Origin of the sequence: Pseudomonas sp. B20(2017), from assembly GCF_002113125.1 — a bacterium.
In the GTDB taxonomy this organism is placed as follows: domain Bacteria; phylum Pseudomonadota; class Gammaproteobacteria; order Pseudomonadales; family Pseudomonadaceae; genus Aquipseudomonas.
The window spans coordinates 34,792-54,590 of the sequence record NZ_NEJP01000004.1; the positions used below are offsets into that span (position 1 = coordinate 34,792).

Below are 19,799 nucleotides of genomic sequence, written 5' to 3' on the forward strand. Positions count from 1 at the left end.
CGAGCGTGGAATCAGAAGTCAGTCGAGTTCATCTCAGTCATGATCCACGCGCGTTGCACGACGATCCGTTACTGGATGGTCTGCTCGCTCTTTGCATGCTCCACCAGAAACCGGCCAGTGCGGCGATGTTGACCACCGGCCTGCCGCTGCCCAAACAACGTCTGAGTGTCGAGCTGCTGCCCCGTGCAGCGGCGCGCGCCGGGCTGCAAGGGCGGGTGCTGCAACGCAAGCTGGAAGAAATTCCGGCGATTGCCATGCCGGCGCTGTTGCTGCTCAAGGATGGCCGCAGTGCCGTCCTGCTCGGCTGGCAGGGTGAGAACGAAGCGCGGGTGCTGCTCAGCGAAAGCGACGGCGGCGAGTCCCTGGTCAGCCGCGAGCTGCTGGCCGACGACTACACCGGCAAAGTGTTCTTCGCCCAGCCCCAGCACAAATTCGACGTCAACCACGGCACGCTGATCCCGCGTGCGCGCTCGTGGTTTCGCGACACCCTCAAGCGTTCGCGCTGGCTGTATGCCGACGCCATCGCCGCCAGTTTCCTCATCAACATCATCGCCATGGCCGCGCCGCTGTTCGTGATGAACGTCTACGACCGCGTGGTGCCGAACCAGGCCGAAGCGACCCTGTGGGTCCTCGCGCTGGGCATCACCGGCGCCTATATGTTCGATCTGATCCTCAAGAGCCTGCGCAGCCTGTGCCTGGATCTGGCCGGCAAGAAAACCGACCTGATCATCTCCGCCACGCTGTTCGAACGCATCGTCGGCATGGCCATGAAGTACCGCCCGGCGCGGGTCGGCAGCTTTGCCCAGAACATCCACGAGTTCCAGAGCCTGCGCGACTTCCTCGCCTCGCTGACCCTGACCAGCCTGATCGACCTGCCGTTCACCATCCTGATCTTCATTGTCATTGCGATTCTCGGCGGGCATCTGGTGTGGATTCCGGTGCTGGCCTTCCCGATTGCGCTGCTGATCGGCTATGCGTTGCAGAAGCCGCTGGTGGCAACTATGGAACGCACCATGGCCCTCGGCGCCGAGCGTCAGTCGAGCCTGATCGAAACCCTCGCCGGTCTCGACGCGGTGAAGGTCAACAACGCCGAAAGCGAACGCCAGTATCAGTGGGAACAGACCATCGGCACCCTCAGCCGCCTCGAGCTGCGGGTGAAAATGCTCTCCGGCCTGGCGATGAACATCACCCTGCTGATCCAGCAACTGGCCGGGGTGATCATGATCGTCTTCGGCGTGTACCAGATCATCGCCGGCAACCTGAGCATGGGCGGCCTGATCGCCTGCTACATGCTCAGTGGCCGCGCCCTCAGCCCGCTGGCCTCGCTGTCCGGTCTGCTGACCCGTTACCAGCAGGCGCGGGTGACCATGACCTCGGTCGACCAGATGATGGAGTTGCCGCAGGAGCGCAATTTCGAAGAACGCCCGCTGAGCCGCAAGGTTCTGCAAGGCGCGATCGAATGCCGCCAGCTCAGCTTCACCTACCCGGAACAACAGAACCCGGCGCTGAAGAACATCAACCTGGTGATCCGTCCCGGCGAGAAGATCGGCATCATCGGCCGCAGTGGCTCCGGCAAAAGCTCGCTGGCGAAACTGCTGGTCGGCCTCTATCAACCGGACGACGGCGCGTTGCTGGTGGACGGCGTCGACATCCGTCAGATCGACGTCAGCGAGCTGCGCTACAACATCGGTTACGTGCCGCAGGACATCCAGCTGCTGGCTGGCACCCTGCGCGACAACCTGATTTCCGGCGCCCGTTACGTCGAGGACGAGCTGGTCCTGCAGGCCGCTGAACTGGCCGGCGTCCACGAATTCGCCCGCCTGCACCCGCAGGGTTATGAGCTGCAAGTCGGCGAGCGCGGGCAGAACCTGTCCGGCGGTCAGCGCCAGAACGTCGCCCTGGCCCGGGCGCTGTTGCTCAATCCGCCGATCCTGTTGCTCGACGAACCGACCAGCGCCATGGACAACACCGGCGAAGAACGTCTCAAGCAACGCCTCGCGGCAGTGGTGGAAAACAAGACCGTGGTGCTGGTGACGCACCGGGCATCGCTGCTGTCGCTGGTCGACCGCCTGCTGGTGGTCGACCGTGGACAGATCCTCGCCGACGGCCCGAAAGCGGCCGTCATGGAAGCGTTGAAGAAGGGGCAGATCAGTGTTGCTTAAGTCGGGTTTCAAGGATTCGATCCGCCGCTACTTCAAAGGCTCGGCATCGCTGCAGGGCCAGCCGCTGCCGGAGGTCAACAAGGCCTTGATCGAGGACGCGCCGCGCGTGGTGCGCCTGACGATCTGGGCGATCATCGGTTTCTTCGTGTTCCTGATGCTGTGGGCCAACTTCGCCGTGATCGACGAAGTGACCAAGGGCGACGGCAAGGCGATTCCCTCGTCGAAGATTCAGAAAATCCAGAACCTCGAGGGCGGGATCGTCTCCGAGCTGTTCGTCAAGGAAGGCCAGATCGTCGAGGCCGGCGCGCCGCTGGTACGCCTGGATGACACGCGCTTCGCTTCCAACGTTGGTGAAACCGAGGCTGATCGGCTGTCGATGCTGCTGCGGGTCGAGCGCCTGAGCGCCGAGGTCGATGACCGTCCGCTGAATTTCCCTGAGGACGTGCTTAAAGCCGTGCCGGGTCAGGCGAAAAGTGAAGAATCGTTGTACATCAGCCGTCGTCAGCAACTGCACGACGAGGTCGGTGGCCTGCAGGAACAGTTGATTCAGCGTCAGCAGGAGTTGCGCGAATTCACCTCGAAGCAGGCGCAGTACCGCCAGCAACTGGGCCTGCAACGCCAGGAAATCAACATGTCCGAGCCGCTGGTGGCCCAGGGCGCGGTGTCGCCGGTGGAAGTGCTGCGACTCAAGCGTGCCGAAGTGGAAACCCGTGGTCAGCTCGACGCCACCACCCTGGCGATCCCGCGCGCCGAATCGGCGATCAAGGAAGTACAGCGCAAAATCGACGAGACGCGCGGCAAGTTCCGCAGCGAAGCCCTGACTCAGCTCAACGAGGCGCGCACCGACCTGAACAAGGCCCAGGCCACCGGCAAGGCGCTGGAAGACCGGGTCAGCCGTACGCTCGTCACCTCGCCGGTGCGGGGCATCGTCAACAAGATGCTGGTCAACACCATCGGCGGCGTGATCCAGCCGGGCAGCGACCTGCTGGAAATCGTGCCGCTGGACGACACCCTGCTGGTCGAAGCGAAGATCCGCCCACAGGACATCGCGTTCCTGCATCCGGGCCAGGAAGCCACGGTGAAATTCACCGCGTATGACTACACCATCTACGGCGGTTTGAAGGCGAAGCTTGAGCAGATCGGCGCCGACACCATCACCGACGAAGACAAGAAAACCACCTACTACGTCATCAAGCTGCGCACCGAGCGCAGCCATCTCGGCACTGACGAGAAGCCGTTGCTGATCATCCCGGGGATGGTGGCGTCGGTGGACATCATCACCGGCAAGAAGACCGTGCTGAGCTATCTGCTAAAACCGATCATCCGGGCGCGGGCCGAGGCGCTGCACGAACGCTAGATCTTTATTGGCCTTTCAGGCCTCTTCGCGGGCAAGCCCGCTCCCACAGGAATCTCGGTTAGAACACGATTGTTTGCTCACCAAAGAACTCTGTGGGAGCGGGCTTGCCCGCGAAGGCGTCTGTCGGAACAACACATTCCGTCCAGAAGTGACACAAATGGTCACTCACCGTCCAGTCCATTCCTAAGCAATCGCCATATCGTTATTCATTAACAGTATTTAAATTCCGCTTCTTATAGCTATAAAGTCAGCCTCCTGCGTACCTGCCGACCAATCGGCGCGCCGCACGACACGAACCAACACGCAATCCAGCGTGAGTTTCTGATCGACGCGCGCGCCCTTGAGCGCGCCGTGCGTGGGAGATTGATTGATGTCCGCAGCTACTGCTACCCCAAGCGCCGCGACTGCCGCGCCGCAAACCTTCGAGATCCGCCCGTTCAGCGGGGCCGTCGGCGCCGAAATCCTCGGCCTCGACCTGACCCGTCCGGTCAACGACGAAGACTTCGCCCGCATTCACCGCGCGCACCTCGATCACCACGTCGTGGTGTTCCGCGACCAGCGCATCACCCCGCAACAGCAGATCGACTTCAGCCGCCGCTTCGGCGTGTTGCAGATCCACGTGCTCAAGCAGTTCCTGCTGGCCAATCACCCGGAAATCCTCATCGTTTCCAACATCGTCGAGAACGGCCAGAACATCGGACTCGGTGATGCCGGCAAGTTCTGGCACTCGGACCTTTCCTATAAAGAGCTGCCGAGCCTCGGCTCGATGCTGCACGCCCAGGAGCTGCCGTCCGAGGGCGGCGACACCCTGTTCGCCGACATGCACAAAGCCTGGGACAGCCTGCCCGACGCGCTGCGCAAAGCCGTTGAAGGCCGCTCGGCTGCGCATTCCTACACCGCGCGCTACAGCGAAACCAAATTCGAAGGCAACTGGCGCCCGACCCTGACCCCGGAGCAACTGGCTCAGGTCGCCGAGGTCGTGCACCCGGTGGTCCGCACTCACCCGGAAAATGGCCGCAAGGCGTTGTTCGTCAGTGAAGGTTTCACCACCCGCATCGTCGGCCTGCCGGAAGACGAGAGCAAACAACTGCTCGACGAGCTCTACGCCCACAGCGTGCTGCCGCAGAACATCTATCGCCATCAATGGCAGCCCCACGACATGGTGTTCTGGGACAACCGCTCGCTGATCCATCTTGCCGCCGGTTGCCCTGCGCACCTGCGCCGCAAGCTGTATCGCACCACCATCCAGGGCGACGTGCCTTTCTGATTTGCCGGAGATCCGATCATGTCCAAACGTCTTTCATTCGCTCCGCTGGCGGCGGCCATCGGCCTCGGTTTCAGCCTGATCGCCGGCAGCCTGGTGGCGCCGACCATGGCCCACGCCGAAGGTGAAATCCGCATCGCCGAACAGTTCGGCATTGTCTATTTATTGCTCAATGTGGTGCGCGATCAGGGACTGATCGAGAAGTATGGCAAGCAGCAAGGGCTCGACATCAAGGTCGACTGGACCCAGTTGTCCGGCGGCGCGGCGGTCAACGATGCGTTGCTCTCCGGCTCCATCGACATTGCCGGCGCCGGTGTCGGGCCGTTGCTGACCATCTGGGATCGCACCCACGGCAAGCAGAACGTCAAAGCCGTGGCCTCGCTGGGCAACTTTCCGTACTACCTGGTCAGCAACAATCCCAAGGTCAAAACCATCGCCGACTTCACCGAGAAGGACCGCATCGCGGTGCCGGCGGTTGGCGTTTCCGTGCAGTCGCGCTTCCTGCAATACGCGGCGGCCAAACAGTGGGGTGACAAGGAATTCAATCGCCTCGACAAGTACACCATCGCCGTTCCGCACCCGGACGCCACCGCTGCGTTGATTGCCGGCGGCACCGAGCTGACCGGGCACTTCTCCAACCCGCCGTTCCAGGATCAGGCACTGGAAAATCCGAACGTGCACGTGGTGCTCAACTCCTATGACGTGCTCGGCCCGAACTCGCCGACCGTGCTGTTCGCCACCGAGAAATTCCGCAACGAGAACCCGAAAACCTACAAGGCGTTCGTCGAAGCCCTGACCGAAGCCGCGCAATTTGCGCAGAACGATAAAGGTGCGGCGGCGGACACCTACATCCGCGTGACCAAGGCCAAGATCGACCGCGCCGCGTTGCTGAAAATCATCGACAACCCGCAATTCGAATTCAGCGTCACGCCGAAAAACACCTACCCGCTCGCCGAATTCCTCTACCGCGTCGGCGCCATCAAAAATAAACCCGAATCGTGGAAGGACTACTTCTTCCAGGACGCCAAACCGCTGCAAGGGAGCTGATCGACATGAACGCCCCTTTGCAAGGCCACGCGGCCAGCAACCCGATCGCCACCGCGCAAGCGCTGCTGGCGGTCGACCAGGTCAGCCTCGAATACCGCACGCCGCAGCGCGTCGTGCGGGCCACCCACCAGGTCAGTTTCGAAGTCGATCAACAGGATCGCTTCGTGCTGCTCGGCCCGTCCGGCTGCGGTAAATCCACCTTGCTCAAAGCTGTCGCGGGGTTCATTGCGCCGTGTGAGGGTGAGATCCGTCTGCAGGGCCAGCGCGTCGACGCGCCGGGGCCGGACCGGATCGTGGTGTTTCAGGAGTTCGATCAACTGCCACCGTGGAAAACCGTCAAACAGAACGTGATGTTTCCGCTGCTGGCTTCGCGCACGCTGAAGAAAAAAGAAGCCGAAGAGCGTGCGCTGCACTATCTGGAAAAGGTCGGTCTGGCGGCGTTCGCCGATGCCTATCCGCACACCTTGTCCGGCGGCATGAAAGCGCGGGTGGCGATTGCCCGGGCGCTGGCGATGCAGCCGAAAATCCTGCTGATGGACGAACCGTTCGCCGCGCTGGACGCCCTGACCCGGCGCAAGATGCAGGAGGAGTTGCTGCTGCTCTGGGAGGAGGTGCGTTTCACCTTGCTGTTTGTCACCCACTCGATTGAAGAAGCGTTGGTGGTGGGCAATCGCATCCTGCTGCTGTCGCCGCACCCGGGCCGGGTGAGGGCGGAAGTGCACAGCCATCAATACGATCTGCACAGCCTTGGCGGCGTGGCGTTTCAGGAATCGGCTCGGCGCATTCACCGTTTGCTGTTCGATGAAGGGCAGTCGCCGGAAACCGAGCGCGAACTGGATTTCACCGATATCCGCATCGCTTATTGAGCCGCCTGGAGGGTTGCCCGATGAGCCATTCATCATCCGTACGTCAAGAATTCGAAAACGATCTGCAACCGCTGACCAGCGTCCCGGTGGAGCGCGAACTGCCGCTCGGCCAGCGCCTGTGGCAACAGGGCTGGCTGCGCAAAAGCGTGATCCTGATTTTGCTCGCCGTGCTCTGGGAAGTGGTTGCCCGGGTGCAGAACAACGATCTGCTGCTACCGAGCTTTTTGCAGACCAGTCATGCGCTGTATGACGGCCTGCTCAGCGGCGAACTGCTGGGCAAGGTTTGGATTTCGCTGGTGGTGCTGATCAAGGGTTACCTGATCGGCATCGTCCTCGCCTTCGCCCTGACCACGCTGGCGGTTTCGACCCAGGTGGGTCGGGACCTGCTCAGCACCCTGACTTCGATGTTCAACCCGCTACCGGCGATTGCGCTGTTGCCGCTGGCGTTGTTGTGGTTCGGGCTGGGCCAGAACAGTCTGATTTTCGTGCTGGTGCATTCGGTGCTGTGGGCGTTGGCGCTGAACACGTATGCCGGGTTTCTCGGGGTTTCGGAAACTCTGCGCATGGCCGGCCGGAACTACGGTTTGAAGGGCATGCGTTTCGTGCTGTTCATCCTGATCCCGGCGGCGCTGCCATCGATTCTCGCCGGGTTGAAAATCGGCTGGGCCTTCGCCTGGCGCACCCTGATCGCGGCCGAACTGGTATTCGGCGCCACCAGCGGCAAGGGTGGCCTGGGCTGGTACATCTTCCAGAACCGCAATGAGCTGTACACCGACAAAGTGTTTGCCGGTCTGGCCGTGGTGATCCTCATCGGCTTGCTGGTGGAAAACCTGGTGTTCGACACGCTGGAGCGGGTGACGGTGAAACGCTGGGGGATGCAGCGCTGAGATGTGTGCGGAAGCGGCTGGCCCTTTCGCGAGCAAGCCCGCTCCCACATTTGAAATGCATTTCCTCTGTGGGAGCGGGCTTGCTCGCGAAGACGTCGGTTCATGCGCCACCGATTTCAAGTATGTTTGCTAGCATTGCACCCGGATCAATCCTGATCGGTCACGAGTGCTCAGTATGCAACTCCCGGACATGAACCTGTTGGTCGCCCTCGACGCTTTGCTCGACGAGGGCAGCGTGGTCGGCGCCGCGCGGCGGATGAACCTCAGCCCGGCGGCCATGAGCCGTACGCTGACGCGAATCCGCGAAGCCATTGGCGATCCGATTCTGGTGCGTGCCGGTCGCGGTCTGGTGCCGACGCCCAAGGCGCTGGAGCTGCGCGAGCAGGTGCGCGAGGTGGTCGAGCAGGCGGCGCTGCTGTTTCGCTCGGCCGATGCCGTGGAACTGGGCACGTTGCGCCGGCGCTTCAGCATTCGCGCCAACGATTTTTTCGTCGGCGTGTACGGCGGCAAGCTGTTCGATACCCTCGATCAATTGGCGCCGCACTGTGAGTTGCGTTTCGTTCCCGAGGGCGACGGCGACGATGAAGCCTTGCGCGAAGGGCGGATCGACCTGAGTGTCAGCAACACTCGCCCGGTGACCCCGGAAGTCAAAATACAGAACCTGTTTTCCACCCACTTCGTCGGCCTGGTGCGTGAAGATCACCCGCTGCTGGATGGCGAGATCACCGCCGAGCGTTACGCCGGGTTTTCCCACATCAGCATGTCCCGTCGGGGCATTGCCCGGGGGCCTATCGACACCGCGTTGAATGCCCTGGGCCTGGAGCGGCGAGTCGCAGTGATCGCGCCGAGTTTCCATGCGGCAATGTTCGCGCTGCCGGACTCCGACCTGATCCTGCCGGTGCCCAAGGAAGCGCTGCTCAGCGTGCGACGGCTGGGTTTGAAGCTGCGCTCGTTCGATCTGCCGATCCCGTTGCCGACCCTGATGCTGACCCAGGCCTGGCACCCGCGATTCGACAAGGATCCGGCCCACCGCTGGCTGCGCGAAACCCTCAAGACCTGCTGCGACGAAACCTGGCTGGCGGCGCAGCCCTGACGATTGCGTCTGATGCACTTATAAACTGCCAAGAAGTCAATTTTCGTCAGCACTAAGCCCTACTACCATGCTCCGGTATTTTTCCCTCCGGAGTTTGCCTGCATGACATCCCTGACGGTCACGGCGCCGATTGCCGCTGCCGCTCCGATGGCCGCCGCGCAACCGGTGTTCGGGGCGCGCATCATCATCGGTCTGGTCGGCGTGCTGCTGGCGGTGCTGGTGTCGGGTCTCAACGAGATGGTGACCAAGGTTGCCCTGGCCGACATTCGCGGCGCCCTGAGCATCGGTTACGACGAAGGCACCTGGCTGGTTGCCAGCTACACCGCGACCTCGGTGGCGGCCATGGCATTCGCGCCGTGGTGCTCGGTGACCTTTTCCCTGCGTCGTTTCACCCTGTGCGCCATTGGCATCTTCACCCTGCTCGGGGTGCTTTGCCCGTTCGCCCCGAACTACGAAAGCCTGTTGCTGATGCGCATCTTGCAAGGCCTGGCCGGCGGCGCGTTGCCGCCGATGCTGATGACCGTTGCGCTGCGATTCCTGCCGGCCAACATCAAGCTTTACGGTCTGGCCGGTTACGCCCTGACTGCCACCTTCGGCCCCGGTCTCGGCACGCCGCTGGCCGGGTTGTGGACCGAATATGTCGGCTGGCAATGGACGTTCTGGCAAATCATCGTGCCGTGCCTGATCGCCATGGCTGCTGTTGCATACGGTTTGCCGCAGGATCCGCTGCGTCTTGAGCGCCTCAAGTCGTTCAACTGGAAAGGCCTGCTGCTGGGCTTTCCGGCGATCTGCATGCTGGTAATCGGCCTGTTGCAGGGCAATCGCCTGGACTGGTTCGAATCCAACCTGATCTGCGCTTTGCTCGGCGCCGGTTCGCTGTTGCTGGTGGCGTTTCTGATCAATGAATGGTCGCAGCCGATTCCATTCTTCAAGTTGCAGATGCTCGGCATTCGCAACCTGTCGTTCGCGTTGATGACGTTGGCCGGCGTGCTGGTGGTGCTGCTGGCGGTGGTGCTGATTCCATCGAGTTACCTGGCTCAGGTGCAGGGTTACCGGCCGGTACAGACCGCGCCGATCATGCTGCTGGCGGCATTGCCGCAACTGATCGCGCTGCCGCTGGTGGCGGCACTGTGCAATCTGCGCTGGGTCGATTGCCGCTGGGTGCTCGGGATCGGGCTGAGCATGCTGGTGTTGTCCTGCCTGGGTGGCTCGCAGCTGACCTCGGTGTGGATTCGCGACAATTTCTACGTTCTGCAATGGCTGCAGATTTTCGGCCAGCCGATGGCAGTGTTGCCGTTGCTGATGCTGTCGACCGGCAGCATCCAGCCACAGGACGGGCCGTTCGCCTCGGCGTGGTTCAACACCGTGAAAGGCCTGGCGGCGGTGGTCGCCACTGGCGTGATCGAAGCGCTGACCACTTCGCGTCTGCATTTTCACTCGACGATGCTGGTCGATCGCCTCGGCAACTCGCCGCTGGCCGCGAGCAACGACCCCGGCCTCGCTCATCGCCTTCACGAACAGGCGGTGGTGCTGACTTCTTCGGATCTTTATCTGTGCATGGCTGGCGTCGCGGTGGCGCTGATCCTGCTGATTTTCTGGCTGCCGACGCGGATCTTTCCGCCGCGCGCGCCGACCTGACTGAAATAGAAGGTTCTTATGACGACTCAAGCAAAGCAAAAAATCGCGGTGGCTGTGGCCGCTGCGCTGGCGGTCGGTGTGCTGGTGTATTTGGCGTTGCCCGGCCTGTTTGGCAAGCGCACCCAGCAGAACACCAACGACGCGTTCGTCTCCGCCGACTTCACCCTGGTGGTGCCGCGTGTGGCCGGGTTCATCAAAGAGGTGTTGGTAGAGGACAACCAACAAGTCAAGGCCGGGCAGTTGCTGGCCCTGATCGATGACCGCGACCTGCGCGCTGCTGCAGAAGCCGCCGATGCGCAAACCCTTGTCGCCCGTGCTCAACTGCAGAACGCCAAGGCCACGCTGGAGCGCCAGACCTCGGTGATCGCTCAGGCGCAGGCGTCGGTGGTGTCGGCCAAGGCTGAAATGGCTTTCGCCCAGCAGGAATTGAACCGCTACAACCACCTCGCCGGCGTCGGTGCCGGCACCGTGCAGAACGCGCAACAGGCGCGCACCCGGATCGATCAGGCTTCTGCGCGTCTGGACACGGCCACGGCGAAACTGGCGGCGGAACGTAAGCAGGTCGAGATTCTGACGGCGCAGCGCGATGCCGCCGAAGGCAGTTTGAAACACGCTCAGGCTGCGCTGGAAATCGCCAGTTTCGAGCTGTCCTACACGCGTATCACTGCGCCTCAGGACGGCATGATCGGCGAGCGCGCCGTGCGGGTCGGCGCCTATGTGACGCCGGGCAGCAAACTGCTGGCGGTGGTGCCGTTGAAGCAGGCTTATGTGGTCGCCAACTTTCAGGAAACCCAGCTCACTGACGTGCAGCCGGGGCAGGACGTGGTCGTGCGGGTCGACAGCCTCGGCGGTGAAGCCCTCACCGGTCGTGTCGAGAGCATCGCCCCGGCTACCGGCGTGACTTTCGCGGCGGTCAAACCGGACAACGCCACCGGCAACTTCACCAAAGTCGTGCAGCGGATTCCGGTAAAAATCCTGCTCGAGCCTGGCCAGCCGCTGACCGAACGCTTGCGAGTGGGGATGTCGGTGGAGGCGAGCATTGATACCAAAAGCTCGGCGACATCGATGCGTGAGGTGACGCAGCGATGAAGCGCGTTCAGTCCATAACCATTGCTCTGAGTCTCTCGGCGTTGGCGGCCTGCACCGTCGGCCCGGACTTTCAGAAGCCCGAAGCCACACAAATTGCCGACTGGGCCAAACCCGGCAAATCCGCCCCCAGCCAGGCCGTCAGCGAACCCCTGAACGAGCGCTGGTGGGAAGTCTTTCACGACGCGCAACTGTCGGCCCTGACCCAGCGCGCCTTGCGCAGCAACCTTGACCTGCAACTGGCCAGCAGCCGCCTGCAACAAAGCCGCGCCGCACGTCAGGTGATCACCGCCGACCGTTATCCAACGACCGCCGCCACCGGCAGCTACGCCCGCAAACGCAACAGCGGCGAAGGCCTGAACGACCCGTCCGGGCACAACGGCGATTCCGCGTTCAACCTGTGGGACGCTGGTTTCTCCGCCTCTTGGGAGCTGGACTTCTGGGGCCGTGTGCGCCGGGAAACCGAAGCCGCCGATGCCAATCTCGAAGTCGCGGAAAACGACCGTCGCGGTGTGCTGCTGGCGGTGCTCGCGGACACCGCGCAGAACTACATCCAGTTGCGCGGCGTGCAAAACACCCGCGCGGTCACCGAGCAGAATCTCGATGTGGCGCGGCACAGCCTGAAACTCTCGCAACTGCGCCTCAACGACGGCGTGGCCACCGATCTCGACGTCGCCGAAGCGGCCGCACAAGTGGCGGCCATCGAGTCGCGGCTGCCGGCGCTGGAGCAGCGTCAGGCGCAACTGATCAACGCCATCAGCCTGTTGATGGGCGAGCCGCCGCAGGCTCTGTCCAAAGTGTTATCCACAGATGCCCCAGTGCCGCAGTCGCCGCTGACCGTCGCCATCGGCCTGCCGTCGCAACTGGCCGAGCGCCGCCCGGACATTCGCCAGGCCGAAGCCCGGTTACATGCCGCCACCGCCAATATCGGCGTGGCCAAGGGCGATTTCTATCCGCGCATTACCCTGTCCGGCAATCTCGGCTCGCAAGCCATGCAGCTCAGTGATTTCGGCTCCTGGGGCTCTCGCGCCTTCGGCATCGGCCCGCAATTCAGCCTGCCGCTGTTCGATGGCGGCCGCCTGCGCGGCGTGCTGCAACTGCGCGAAGCCCAGCAACAGGAAGCGGCGATCGGTTATCAACAGACCGTCCTGCGCGCCTGGCATGAAATCGACGACCAGTTGACCGCCTATAACGCCAGCCAGCGCCGCCGTGACAGCCTCGCCGAAGCCGTGCGCCAGAACCAGATCGCCCTGCGTACCGCGCAACAGCAATACGTCGAAGGCGTGGTCGACTTCGTCAACGTCCTCACCGTGCAAGGCGCACTGCTCGCCACCCAGGAACAATGGGTGGAAAGCTCCACCGGCGTTTCACTGGCGATGGTCGGGCTATACCGGGCGTTGGGCGGGGGATGGGAGTCGGTGTATCCGGTGGGAGTTCTGGCTACCAGTAATCCGGTTTGATCGCTGGCTTCTTATGAGTGGGGACTCGGTGGGGAAATTGGTGCATCAGCAATTCTTCAGCGGTGATGACACGTCGTATCCAATGCGAGTGATCTTTCATCGAGCCAGGAGAGGGGCGATTGAGCCCGGCTCTATGGGGAAGTACGACACCCACTACTACTCCGGGAAAGTCTGAGCGTATAGCTCGTAACGCGGGGGTCATGTCGGTGTCGCTGGAGACCAGCACTATCTGGTCGAGACGCTCATCGGGGTCGAGCAGCGACTGACGACATGCTGTGCGATACATGCTGATTGCGATGTGAACGTCAGTTTCCTTTTCTTCGAGCTTCCAGATGTCGACTTTGTCCTGGCGTGAAGCGCCAGTGTTTCTATCGATAAACCTGGGAGCCTTGGCCGGCTCAAGGTGATGGCGGCCAAAGTGCACTGAGACATTGGTTGATCTCAAGGCCCTGATGTAGGTGTCCTGGGCTTCCTTGGAAACGCGGCCGCGAGTTGCCAGTTCAGGTTTGATGGGGGAGGTGAAATAGTCGATCGAGATGACGGAGCTTTTTGGATTTTCTATGTGGGCCACATGAATCAACAAGCCTCTGAGATTGAGCCACTTGTAGGGTGTACCTGCCAGAAGCCCATAGAACATGTTGTAGCCATCTACAAAGAAAGCAGTTCGCACAAATCGATCCTCAGAAACGAAAAAACCGGCCTAAGCCGGTTTCTTCACCCCAACTGCCAGCGAACTGAATCGCTACGTACGGGGTTGAGTAAGGCAATCCTAGATTGAGTGCGTCATGCGGGTCAACCGTCGTTTTATCATTCCCTCACCCAGCTGTTTTATCTTCAGCGCCGGCTCATCAGATTTGTTGTCTCGTCTCGTCAGGGGTCAAGGTTTTCCAAAGCTTCTGTATGAGCAATTGTTGCCCGCTCGGAGGCAAAGCCTGCTGTTTGTCATGATTTTTCTTTTGGAGTGGAGGTTATTTCCTAAGCATTTGTAGGAAGAAACAATCAGCCTACGCCTCTGCAACAACTCAACCGTAAAAACGAAAAATCGGCTATTTGTGAAACATTACATTTCCAAGGTGTGATGGCCTTTCGCTTGACGCTAATCGCCGCTGTCGTAGACTCCGAGCATCCGTCAGGGAGTAACGGTTATGCGGCGTTTTCGTGGTTGGGTTGTCGGATTGACCTTTGTAACGTGTGCAGTTCAGGCTCAAACGCCCGCGCCAGACGATCCGCTGCTGGATAACGGCGGGGCGGCGAATGCGTCGGCCAGCAGTGAAGCGCGCGGGGTTTTGCGGGCGCGGGATCAGGCGACGCTGGCCAGTGAGTTGTCGGGGCGAATCGTTGAGTTGCCGTTCAGCGAGGGCGAGTCGTTCAAGAAGGGCGATACCCTGGCGAAGTTCGACTGTTCGGCCTATCAGGCCCAATTGAATGCCGCGCAAGCCGCCAGCCGTGGCGCCGGTGAAGAGCTGGCGCACAACCGGCAACTGGCGGCGCTCAATTCCGTCGGGCGTTTCGAAGTGGCCCGGGCCGAGGCCAAGGTCAGCGAAACCCAGGCGCAATCTCAGGTTTACCAAGTTCAGGTCAAACGCTGCAGCGTGGTCGCGCCGTTCGATGGGCAAGTGGTGGAGCGCAAGGTACAGCGTTATGAAAGCGTGCCGGCCGGTGCGCCGCTGCTCGATGTGGTCGACAACCGCACCCTGGAAATCCATCTGCTGGTGCCGTCACGCTGGATGGCCAGGCTCAAGCCCGGTCAATCGTTCAGCTTCGTGCCCGATGAAACCGGTCAGGCCATCGACGCCACGGTCAAACGCCTCGGTGCGCGGATCGATGAAGGCAGCCAGACGCTGTTGTTGGTAGCAACACTCCCCGAAGCCAAAGGCTTGCTCGCCGGCATGAGCGGCACCGCGCATTTTCCGGAGCTTAAGTGAACGCCCCGGTGAGCGGCGGCGCCGAGCAGGTGTTCGCGCGGTTTCTCGATCTTGAACGGCAGACCCGCGCCGCTCATGACATTTCTCAACTGGCCTACAGCCTGGTCAATGACGGCCAGTCGCTGTTCGGTTTTCGCCATGCGGCTTTGCTGGTCGCCGGTAAAGTGCAGGCGGTGACCGGGGTCAGCGCGGTGGAGCCGAATGCGCCGTTCGTGGCGTTCGTCGAGCAGGCCGTGGCGCAACTGTTCAAGCAGGATGTGTTGAAACAGGCGCGGGTGATCACGCCGGAAATGGTTGGCGAATCGATCTTGGCCGACTGGCGCAGTCTGTCGGCCATGCAAGTGTTCTGGCTGCCGTTGATCGACCGTCAGGGTCAGGTGTTCGGCGGTTTGTGGCTGGCCCGTGATCTGCCGTGGAATCCTTCCGAACAAGTGCTGCTGTCGCAACTGGGCGACACCTACAGCCACGCCTGGCTGGCGTTGCAGCCGCGCAAGCCATGGCGGCTGCGCTGGACCCGCAAACGCCAGGTGGCGCTGGTCGCGGTGTTGCTGCTCGGTTTGTTGATCCCGGTGCGCCAGTCGGTGCTGGCACCCGCCGAAGTGGTGCCTCAGGGCGGGCGCGTTGTCGCCGCTCCGCTGGACGGGGTGATCGCCGAGTTTCTGGTCAAACCCAACCAGAGCGTGAAAACCGGCGACCTGCTGCTGCGTTTTGAAAACACGACGTTGAAGGCTCAGGCCGATGTTGCCGAGCGTGCGCTCGGGGTTGCCGAAGCGGAACTCAAAGCCAATTCCCAGCGCTCGTTCGTCGATGCCGAATCCAGCTCCCGAGTCGATCTGCTGGCCGCCCGTGCCGAACAGAAACGCGCCGAACGCGACTACGCCCGCGAACTGCTCAACCGCAGCGAAGTGCGCGCCGAGCGCGACGGCATTGCAGTGTTCGCCGATGCCGAGCGCTGGACCGGCAAACCGGTGCAGACCGGCGAACGGCTGATGGAAATCGCCGACCCGAGCCAGGCCGAACTGCGAATCGAACTGGCCGTGGGCGACGCGATCTCGCTGGAACCGGGCGCCGAAGTCGCGCTGTTTCTCGACAGCGATCCGCTGCAACGCCACCTCGCCACCCTCGAACGTTCGGCCTACGAGGCGCAGCCCACCGCCGGCGGCCAATTGGCCTACCGGCTGGACGCCAATTTCGCCGCCGCCCCGCCGCGTATCGGCCTGCGTGGCACCGCCAAAATATTCGGCGACCGCGCGCCGCTGGCCCTGTACCTGCTGCGGCGTCCGCTCGCCGGGCTGCGTCAGAGCGTAGGCCTGTAAATGACCCTGCCGAGCCTGCGTGCCGACCTGCAATTGTCGCCCGCGGCGCCGGCATTGGACGGTTCGCCGCGCTGGACGTTGGCCGACCCGGTGCGCGGGCGCTACTTCAAGCTTGGCGCGGCGGCCATGCGCCTGTTGCGCCACTGGTCGCTGGGCGATCCCGAACAAGTGCTGCGCGCCGCCAACCGTGAACCGGGTTTACCTCTGGACGGCAACGAGCTGGCGCAACTGCTGGAGTTCCTGCGCGGACATGACCTGATCAGCGCACTCGACGAGCAACAACGCGCCAGTTATCAGCTCAAGGCCCTCGCGCAGCGCCAGAGCCTGTGGAAAATCCTGCTGCATCAGTACCTGTTCTTCCGTATTCCATTGTGGCGCCCGGACGCTTTTCTCAATCGCGCCTGGCCGTGGCTGGAACGCTTCGGTCCCAAGATTTTGCGCTACGGTCTGCCGGCGACGCTGGCGCTCGGGGTGTTTCTGGTGTCGCGGGACTGGCAGCGGTTCGTCGGCACCTTTCCGCACCTGTTCAGCCTCGGCGGCGCGATCGCGTTCGGCATCGCGCTGTTCTTCGCCAAGCTCTGTCACGAGTTCGGTCATGCGTTCATGGCCAAGCGCGCCGGGTGTCGGGTGCAGAGCATGGGCGTGGCGTTCATGGTCTTGCTGCCGATGTTCTACACCGATGTCAGCGATGCCTGGCGGGTCAATGACCGACGTGCGCGACTGTTGATCGGTGCCGGTGGGGTGCTGGCGGAATTGTTGCTGGCGAGCATCGCGCTGCTGGTCTGGTCGTTCCTGCCGGACGGGCCCGGTCGCACGGCGGCGTTCATGCTTGCCAGCGCGACGTGGATCACCACGCTGGTGGTCAATCTCAACCCGTTCATGCGTTTTGATGGCTACTTTCTGCTCAGCGACTTCTGGGAAGTCGACAACCTGCAGGGCCGGGCCTTTGCCCTGTGTCGCTGGCGGCTACGGGAATTTCTGTTCGGCTATGGCGCGCCGGCGCCGGAGCCTTGGTCGCCGACGATGCAGCGGCGTTTGCTGATCTGGGGGTATGGCTCGTGGTTATGGCGTGCTGCGCTGTTTTTCGGGATCGCGCTGGCGGTCTATCACCTGTTCTTCAAGGTGTTGGGGACCTTCCTGATGCTGGTGGAACTGGTGTGGTTCATCTTTCTGCCGATCATGAGTGAGTGGCGCCAGTGGTGGAGCCGCCGCGATCAGACTCACGGCCCCCGAGTGTTACTCAGCAGCCTGGCGGTACTCGGCCTGTTGCTGGTGCTGATCGTGCCCTGGCGCAGCTCGGTCGAGTTGCCGACGATGCTTGAGGGCGGTCGCGCCAGTACCCTGCACGCACCGACGGCGGCGCGGGTCAAAGCCGTGAAGGTGGCGGATGGTCAGACCGTTGCTCAGGGCGATGTGCTGATCGAACTGGAATCGCCGGACCTCGATTCGCGGCAAGCCATCGTCCGCCGGGAAATCCGCATCCAGCAATTGCTGATGCGTCGTCAGGCCGGTCGCAGTGAAACCGCTGCCGACGCCGGTATCGTCGAGCAACGTCTCGCCGAAGCGGTGGCGGAATATCGCGGCCTGACCGCCCAGCGCGAACGTCTGCTGTTACGCGCGCCCCACGCCGGCACCGTGCGTGACCTGCTGCCGAACCTGACGCCGGGCCGCTGGCTGTCGAGCAAGGATGCGCTGGCGCGGGTGGTCGAGGACGGCACGCGACTGCGTGGTTACCTGGCCGAGGCTGAACTGTGGCGGGTCAAGCCCGGTGCCACCGGACGGTTTATCGCAGACGACCCGATGCATGCCGCCATCGCGGTGCAACTCAATGAAATCGACACCAACGGTGTGGCCTATGTCGATCAGGAGGCGCTGACCTCCGATCACCACGGGCCGATTGCCGTGCGCCGCGATCAGCAGCAACGGGCGGAGCCGGTGCAGGCGCAATACGGCGTGCGTTTGGCTACGCTGGATCAGGCGCCGACCCCGGTGCAGCCGCTGCGCGGCGTGGTGGTGTTGCAGGGCAGCGGCGAATCGGTGCTCGGCGTGGCCTGGCGCCGGATGGCGGCGCTGGGGGTCAGGGAAAGCGGTTTCTAGGGAGCATGAAAATGACGGATAACCTGGCGGCGGACGGATTGGTGGTGCGGCCTTCGCGGGCGACTGACGGACCCTTTCTGCAAAGCCTGTATCAATCGGCGCGGCCGGATCTGCAATGGATCGACGGCGAGCAGGAACAGGTGCAGCAAATCGTCGCCCAACAGTTTCAGGTTCAGGAGCAGGGCATGGGTGAAAACCATCCGAATGCCATGCACTACATCGTGGAAAAACTCGGCACGGCCATCGGCGCACTCAGCACCGATTTTGGGGTTAATGAAATTCGCGTGTTGTACCTCGCCTTCATTCCCCAGGCGCGGGGCAAAGGTTACGGACGAACTGTTCTGCAAGGCGTGCAAAAAGCCGCGCAGCAAGTGCGCTGCCCGGTGGCGACGGTGGTCTGGGCCAACAACCCCCATGCGCGCCAGCATTACCTGGCGCTGGGGTTTGCCGTGGAAGAGCGCAATCCGGCGGCAGAGCGGTTGGTGTGGTACCCGCAGTGAGGCGGGATTTCAGTTGAAGGAAATGCAGAAATACCCCAACTGCGGATCCCGCCCCATCGCCGGCACCCGCGATACGAAAATGTCTTCCACCCGGCCGAGTTCCGGCAGCTCCAGCGCGCATAAACCGTCGACGAACCCGGTCGGCACCAGGCTGTTGAATTCGAGGCAGAAAGGCATGCGTTCGCTGTAGCGGGTTTTCGCCGCGGGGACCTCATCAAGGTGCTCGATCCGGATCGGCAATGCCGTGCCATCGGGCAGGTGCAACGTGCGTTGTTGTCCGAGCAACGGCTGGATATGGTGAATCTGAACCGCTTGCAGCATGGTCTGACTCCAGTGAAAAAAGAACGGCCGGGGGCCGTGAAGCCCCCGGCGTTGGCTCAGTTGCGCGACGGGAACAGGCCGTTCAGGGCAACGCTGAAGTTGAGGACCAGGGCCGGGTTCAGGATCGGCAGTGGCTGGCTGCCTCCGGTGGAGGAAATGTCACCGGTGACGGTGGTGGTCACACCCTTGAGCGGCACCGGGGTGGCGCCTTGGGCGTCGGAGTAAATGTTCGCCGAACCAGGGCCACCGCCGGACGCGCCGAGGTACGAGTTGGTGGCGGTCGGCACGGTCGCCGGATTGCTGGCGGGTACGGCCAGCGACAAGGCCGTGTTGGCCGTGAGGCCGGTCATCGCGTGGGTGTGGTTGGGCATGTTGGCGATGGTGGCGGTGACGTTTTCGGTGCCGTACACCTGACCGATGACGCGCGGTGTCAGGCCCAGTCCGGTGCCTTGTGCGACGGGTACGCGACCTTGCAGGTTGGGCAGTTGAAAGTTGGTCGTGCCATTGCCGCCGTAGTAGGTGCCCAGCAAGGCGAACAGCGCCTGGTATTGCGAAATGCCCAGGATTTGCCCGTTGCACAAGGCCCAGCCACTCGGGGCGAAGTTGAAGGCGAACGGTTGAATCGTACCCATAAAGACTTCCATGGTTCCTCATCCTTCTGTTGTGTGGTCGGCGCGCCGCGCGTTCGCCCTTGTTTTCGGGCCGGTCGAAACGTTGTGCTGACTCCTTCCTTTTGCGCGGGCAGGTCACGCCAAGCCGTAGCGTAGACCCGGATCGACG

The 19,799-nt window shown here is 62.5% G+C and carries 17 protein-coding genes; 14 read left to right on the forward strand and 3 right to left on the reverse strand.

From position 1 onward, the window contains the following. The first annotated feature begins 5 nt into the window (after positions 1-5). The 10 genes from CAF63_RS07115 to CAF63_RS07160 all read left to right on the forward strand — a co-directional run bounded on the left by CAF63_RS07115 (position 6) and on the right by CAF63_RS07160 (position 12,860). Complete coding sequence (locus CAF63_RS07115; protein ID WP_085684370.1) at positions 6-2,162, forward strand: type I secretion system permease/ATPase; 2,157 nt, start codon at positions 6-8, stop codon at positions 2,160-2,162. After that, the gene (locus CAF63_RS07120) at positions 2,152-3,519 is read left to right on the forward strand and encodes an HlyD family type I secretion periplasmic adaptor subunit (RefSeq protein ID WP_011331851.1); all 1,368 of its coding nucleotides are present in this window, start codon (positions 2,152-2,154) and stop codon (positions 3,517-3,519) included. The genes CAF63_RS07115 and CAF63_RS07120 overlap by 11 nt, the downstream gene beginning before the upstream one ends. A gap of 370 nt (positions 3,520-3,889) precedes the next feature. Then, positions 3,890-4,786, forward strand: coding sequence for a TauD/TfdA family dioxygenase (locus CAF63_RS07125; protein ID WP_085684368.1), 897 nt, complete (start codon positions 3,890-3,892; stop codon positions 4,784-4,786). An 18-nt stretch (positions 4,787-4,804) separates the two neighbouring features. After that, positions 4,805-5,830 (forward strand): ABC transporter substrate-binding protein, encoded by a 1,026-nt coding sequence (locus CAF63_RS07130; protein ID WP_085684366.1) that lies wholly within the window; start codon positions 4,805-4,807, stop codon positions 5,828-5,830. Positions 5,831-5,835: 5 nt separating this feature from the next. After that, complete coding sequence (locus CAF63_RS07135; RefSeq protein WP_007957720.1) at positions 5,836-6,696, forward strand: ABC transporter ATP-binding protein; 861 nt, start codon at positions 5,836-5,838, stop codon at positions 6,694-6,696. A gap of 20 nt (positions 6,697-6,716) precedes the next feature. Next, a complete protein-coding gene (locus CAF63_RS07140; protein WP_011331855.1) occupies positions 6,717-7,583 on the forward strand; it encodes an ABC transporter permease in 867 nt (288 codons plus the stop codon). Between the two features lie 175 nt (positions 7,584-7,758). Beyond that, entirely contained in the window at positions 7,759-8,676 is a 918-nt protein-coding gene (locus CAF63_RS07145) for a LysR family transcriptional regulator (RefSeq protein ID WP_085684363.1), read from the forward strand. Between the two features lie 102 nt (positions 8,677-8,778). Beyond that, a complete protein-coding gene (locus tag CAF63_RS07150) occupies positions 8,779-10,314 on the forward strand; it encodes an MFS transporter (RefSeq protein ID WP_085684361.1) in 1,536 nt (511 codons plus the stop codon). A gap of 18 nt (positions 10,315-10,332) precedes the next feature. Then, the gene (locus CAF63_RS07155) at positions 10,333-11,403 is read left to right on the forward strand and encodes an HlyD family secretion protein (RefSeq protein WP_085684359.1); all 1,071 of its coding nucleotides are present in this window, start codon (positions 10,333-10,335) and stop codon (positions 11,401-11,403) included. Then, positions 11,400-12,860 carry an efflux transporter outer membrane subunit gene (locus CAF63_RS07160; protein WP_085684357.1) on the forward strand — a complete coding sequence of 487 codons (1,461 nt, stop codon included), beginning with the start codon at positions 11,400-11,402 and terminating at the stop codon, positions 12,858-12,860. The genes CAF63_RS07155 and CAF63_RS07160 overlap by 4 nt, the downstream gene beginning before the upstream one ends. Here the strand turns inward: CAF63_RS07160 and CAF63_RS07165 are convergent. Beyond that, positions 12,841-13,530, reverse strand: coding sequence for an NYN domain-containing protein (locus CAF63_RS07165; RefSeq protein ID WP_085684355.1), 690 nt, complete (start codon positions 13,528-13,530; stop codon positions 12,841-12,843). The two genes, CAF63_RS07160 and CAF63_RS07165, sit on opposite strands and share 20 nt — an antisense overlap. Before the next feature lie 475 nt (positions 13,531-14,005). On the opposite strand from CAF63_RS07165, the gene CAF63_RS07170 reads away from it, so the two are divergent. The 4 genes from CAF63_RS07170 to CAF63_RS07185 are packed head-to-tail and all read left to right on the forward strand — an operon-like array spanning position 14,006 to position 18,698. Further along, positions 14,006-14,785: an efflux RND transporter periplasmic adaptor subunit gene (locus CAF63_RS07170; RefSeq protein ID WP_085684352.1), complete on the forward strand. Its 780-nt coding sequence runs from the start codon at positions 14,006-14,008 to the stop codon at positions 14,783-14,785. Further along, positions 14,782-16,101 carry an efflux RND transporter periplasmic adaptor subunit gene (locus tag CAF63_RS07175; RefSeq protein WP_085684350.1) on the forward strand — a complete coding sequence of 440 codons (1,320 nt, stop codon included), beginning with the start codon at positions 14,782-14,784 and terminating at the stop codon, positions 16,099-16,101. Before CAF63_RS07170 ends, CAF63_RS07175 begins: the two co-directional genes overlap by 4 nt. Next, complete coding sequence (locus tag CAF63_RS07180) at positions 16,102-18,198, forward strand: biotin/lipoyl-binding protein (protein ID WP_085684348.1); 2,097 nt, start codon at positions 16,102-16,104, stop codon at positions 18,196-18,198. 11 nt (positions 18,199-18,209) lie between these two features. Continuing rightward, entirely contained in the window at positions 18,210-18,698 is a 489-nt protein-coding gene (locus CAF63_RS07185) for a GNAT family N-acetyltransferase (protein WP_371807393.1), read from the forward strand. Positions 18,699-18,707: 9 nt separating this feature from the next. On the opposite strand, the gene CAF63_RS07190 is transcribed toward CAF63_RS07185, so the two are convergent. Together CAF63_RS07190 and CAF63_RS07195 are read right to left on the reverse strand one after the other, a co-directional pair. Beyond that, positions 18,708-19,019 (reverse strand): hypothetical protein, encoded by a 312-nt coding sequence (locus tag CAF63_RS07190; RefSeq protein ID WP_085684344.1) that lies wholly within the window; start codon positions 19,017-19,019, stop codon positions 18,708-18,710. A gap of 56 nt (positions 19,020-19,075) precedes the next feature. Then, positions 19,076-19,663 (reverse strand): phage tail protein, encoded by a 588-nt coding sequence (locus tag CAF63_RS07195; RefSeq protein WP_085684342.1) that lies wholly within the window; start codon positions 19,661-19,663, stop codon positions 19,076-19,078. Positions 19,664-19,799: the final 136 nt, after the last annotated feature.

What these genes read in the sequence shown, in the direction of transcription:
- CAF63_RS07125 (WP_085684368.1), top strand. Translation starts at nt 3,890, where the DNA reads ATGTCCGCAGCTACTGCTACCCCAAGCGCCGCGACTGCCGCGCCGCAA.
- CAF63_RS07130 (WP_085684366.1), top strand. Translation starts at nt 4,805, where the DNA reads ATGTCCAAACGTCTTTCATTCGCTCCGCTGGCGGCGGCCATCGGCCTC.
- CAF63_RS07135 (WP_007957720.1), top strand. Translation starts at nt 5,836, where the DNA reads ATGAACGCCCCTTTGCAAGGCCACGCGGCCAGCAACCCGATCGCCACC.
- CAF63_RS07140 (WP_011331855.1), top strand. Translation starts at nt 6,717, where the DNA reads ATGAGCCATTCATCATCCGTACGTCAAGAATTCGAAAACGATCTGCAA.
- CAF63_RS07145 (WP_085684363.1), top strand. Translation starts at nt 7,759, where the DNA reads ATGCAACTCCCGGACATGAACCTGTTGGTCGCCCTCGACGCTTTGCTC.
- CAF63_RS07150 (WP_085684361.1), top strand. Translation starts at nt 8,779, where the DNA reads ATGACATCCCTGACGGTCACGGCGCCGATTGCCGCTGCCGCTCCGATG.
- CAF63_RS07155 (WP_085684359.1), top strand. Translation starts at nt 10,333, where the DNA reads ATGACGACTCAAGCAAAGCAAAAAATCGCGGTGGCTGTGGCCGCTGCG.
- CAF63_RS07160 (WP_085684357.1), top strand. Translation starts at nt 11,400, where the DNA reads ATGAAGCGCGTTCAGTCCATAACCATTGCTCTGAGTCTCTCGGCGTTG.
- CAF63_RS07170 (WP_085684352.1), top strand. Translation starts at nt 14,006, where the DNA reads ATGCGGCGTTTTCGTGGTTGGGTTGTCGGATTGACCTTTGTAACGTGT.
- CAF63_RS07180 (WP_085684348.1), top strand. Translation starts at nt 16,102, where the DNA reads ATGACCCTGCCGAGCCTGCGTGCCGACCTGCAATTGTCGCCCGCGGCG.
- CAF63_RS07185 (WP_371807393.1), top strand. Translation starts at nt 18,210, where the DNA reads ATGACGGATAACCTGGCGGCGGACGGATTGGTGGTGCGGCCTTCGCGG.
- CAF63_RS07190 (WP_085684344.1), bottom strand. Translation starts at nt 19,019, where the DNA reads ATGCTGCAAGCGGTTCAGATTCACCATATCCAGCCGTTGCTCGGACAA.
- CAF63_RS07195 (WP_085684342.1), bottom strand. Translation starts at nt 19,663, where the DNA reads ATGGAAGTCTTTATGGGTACGATTCAACCGTTCGCCTTCAACTTCGCC.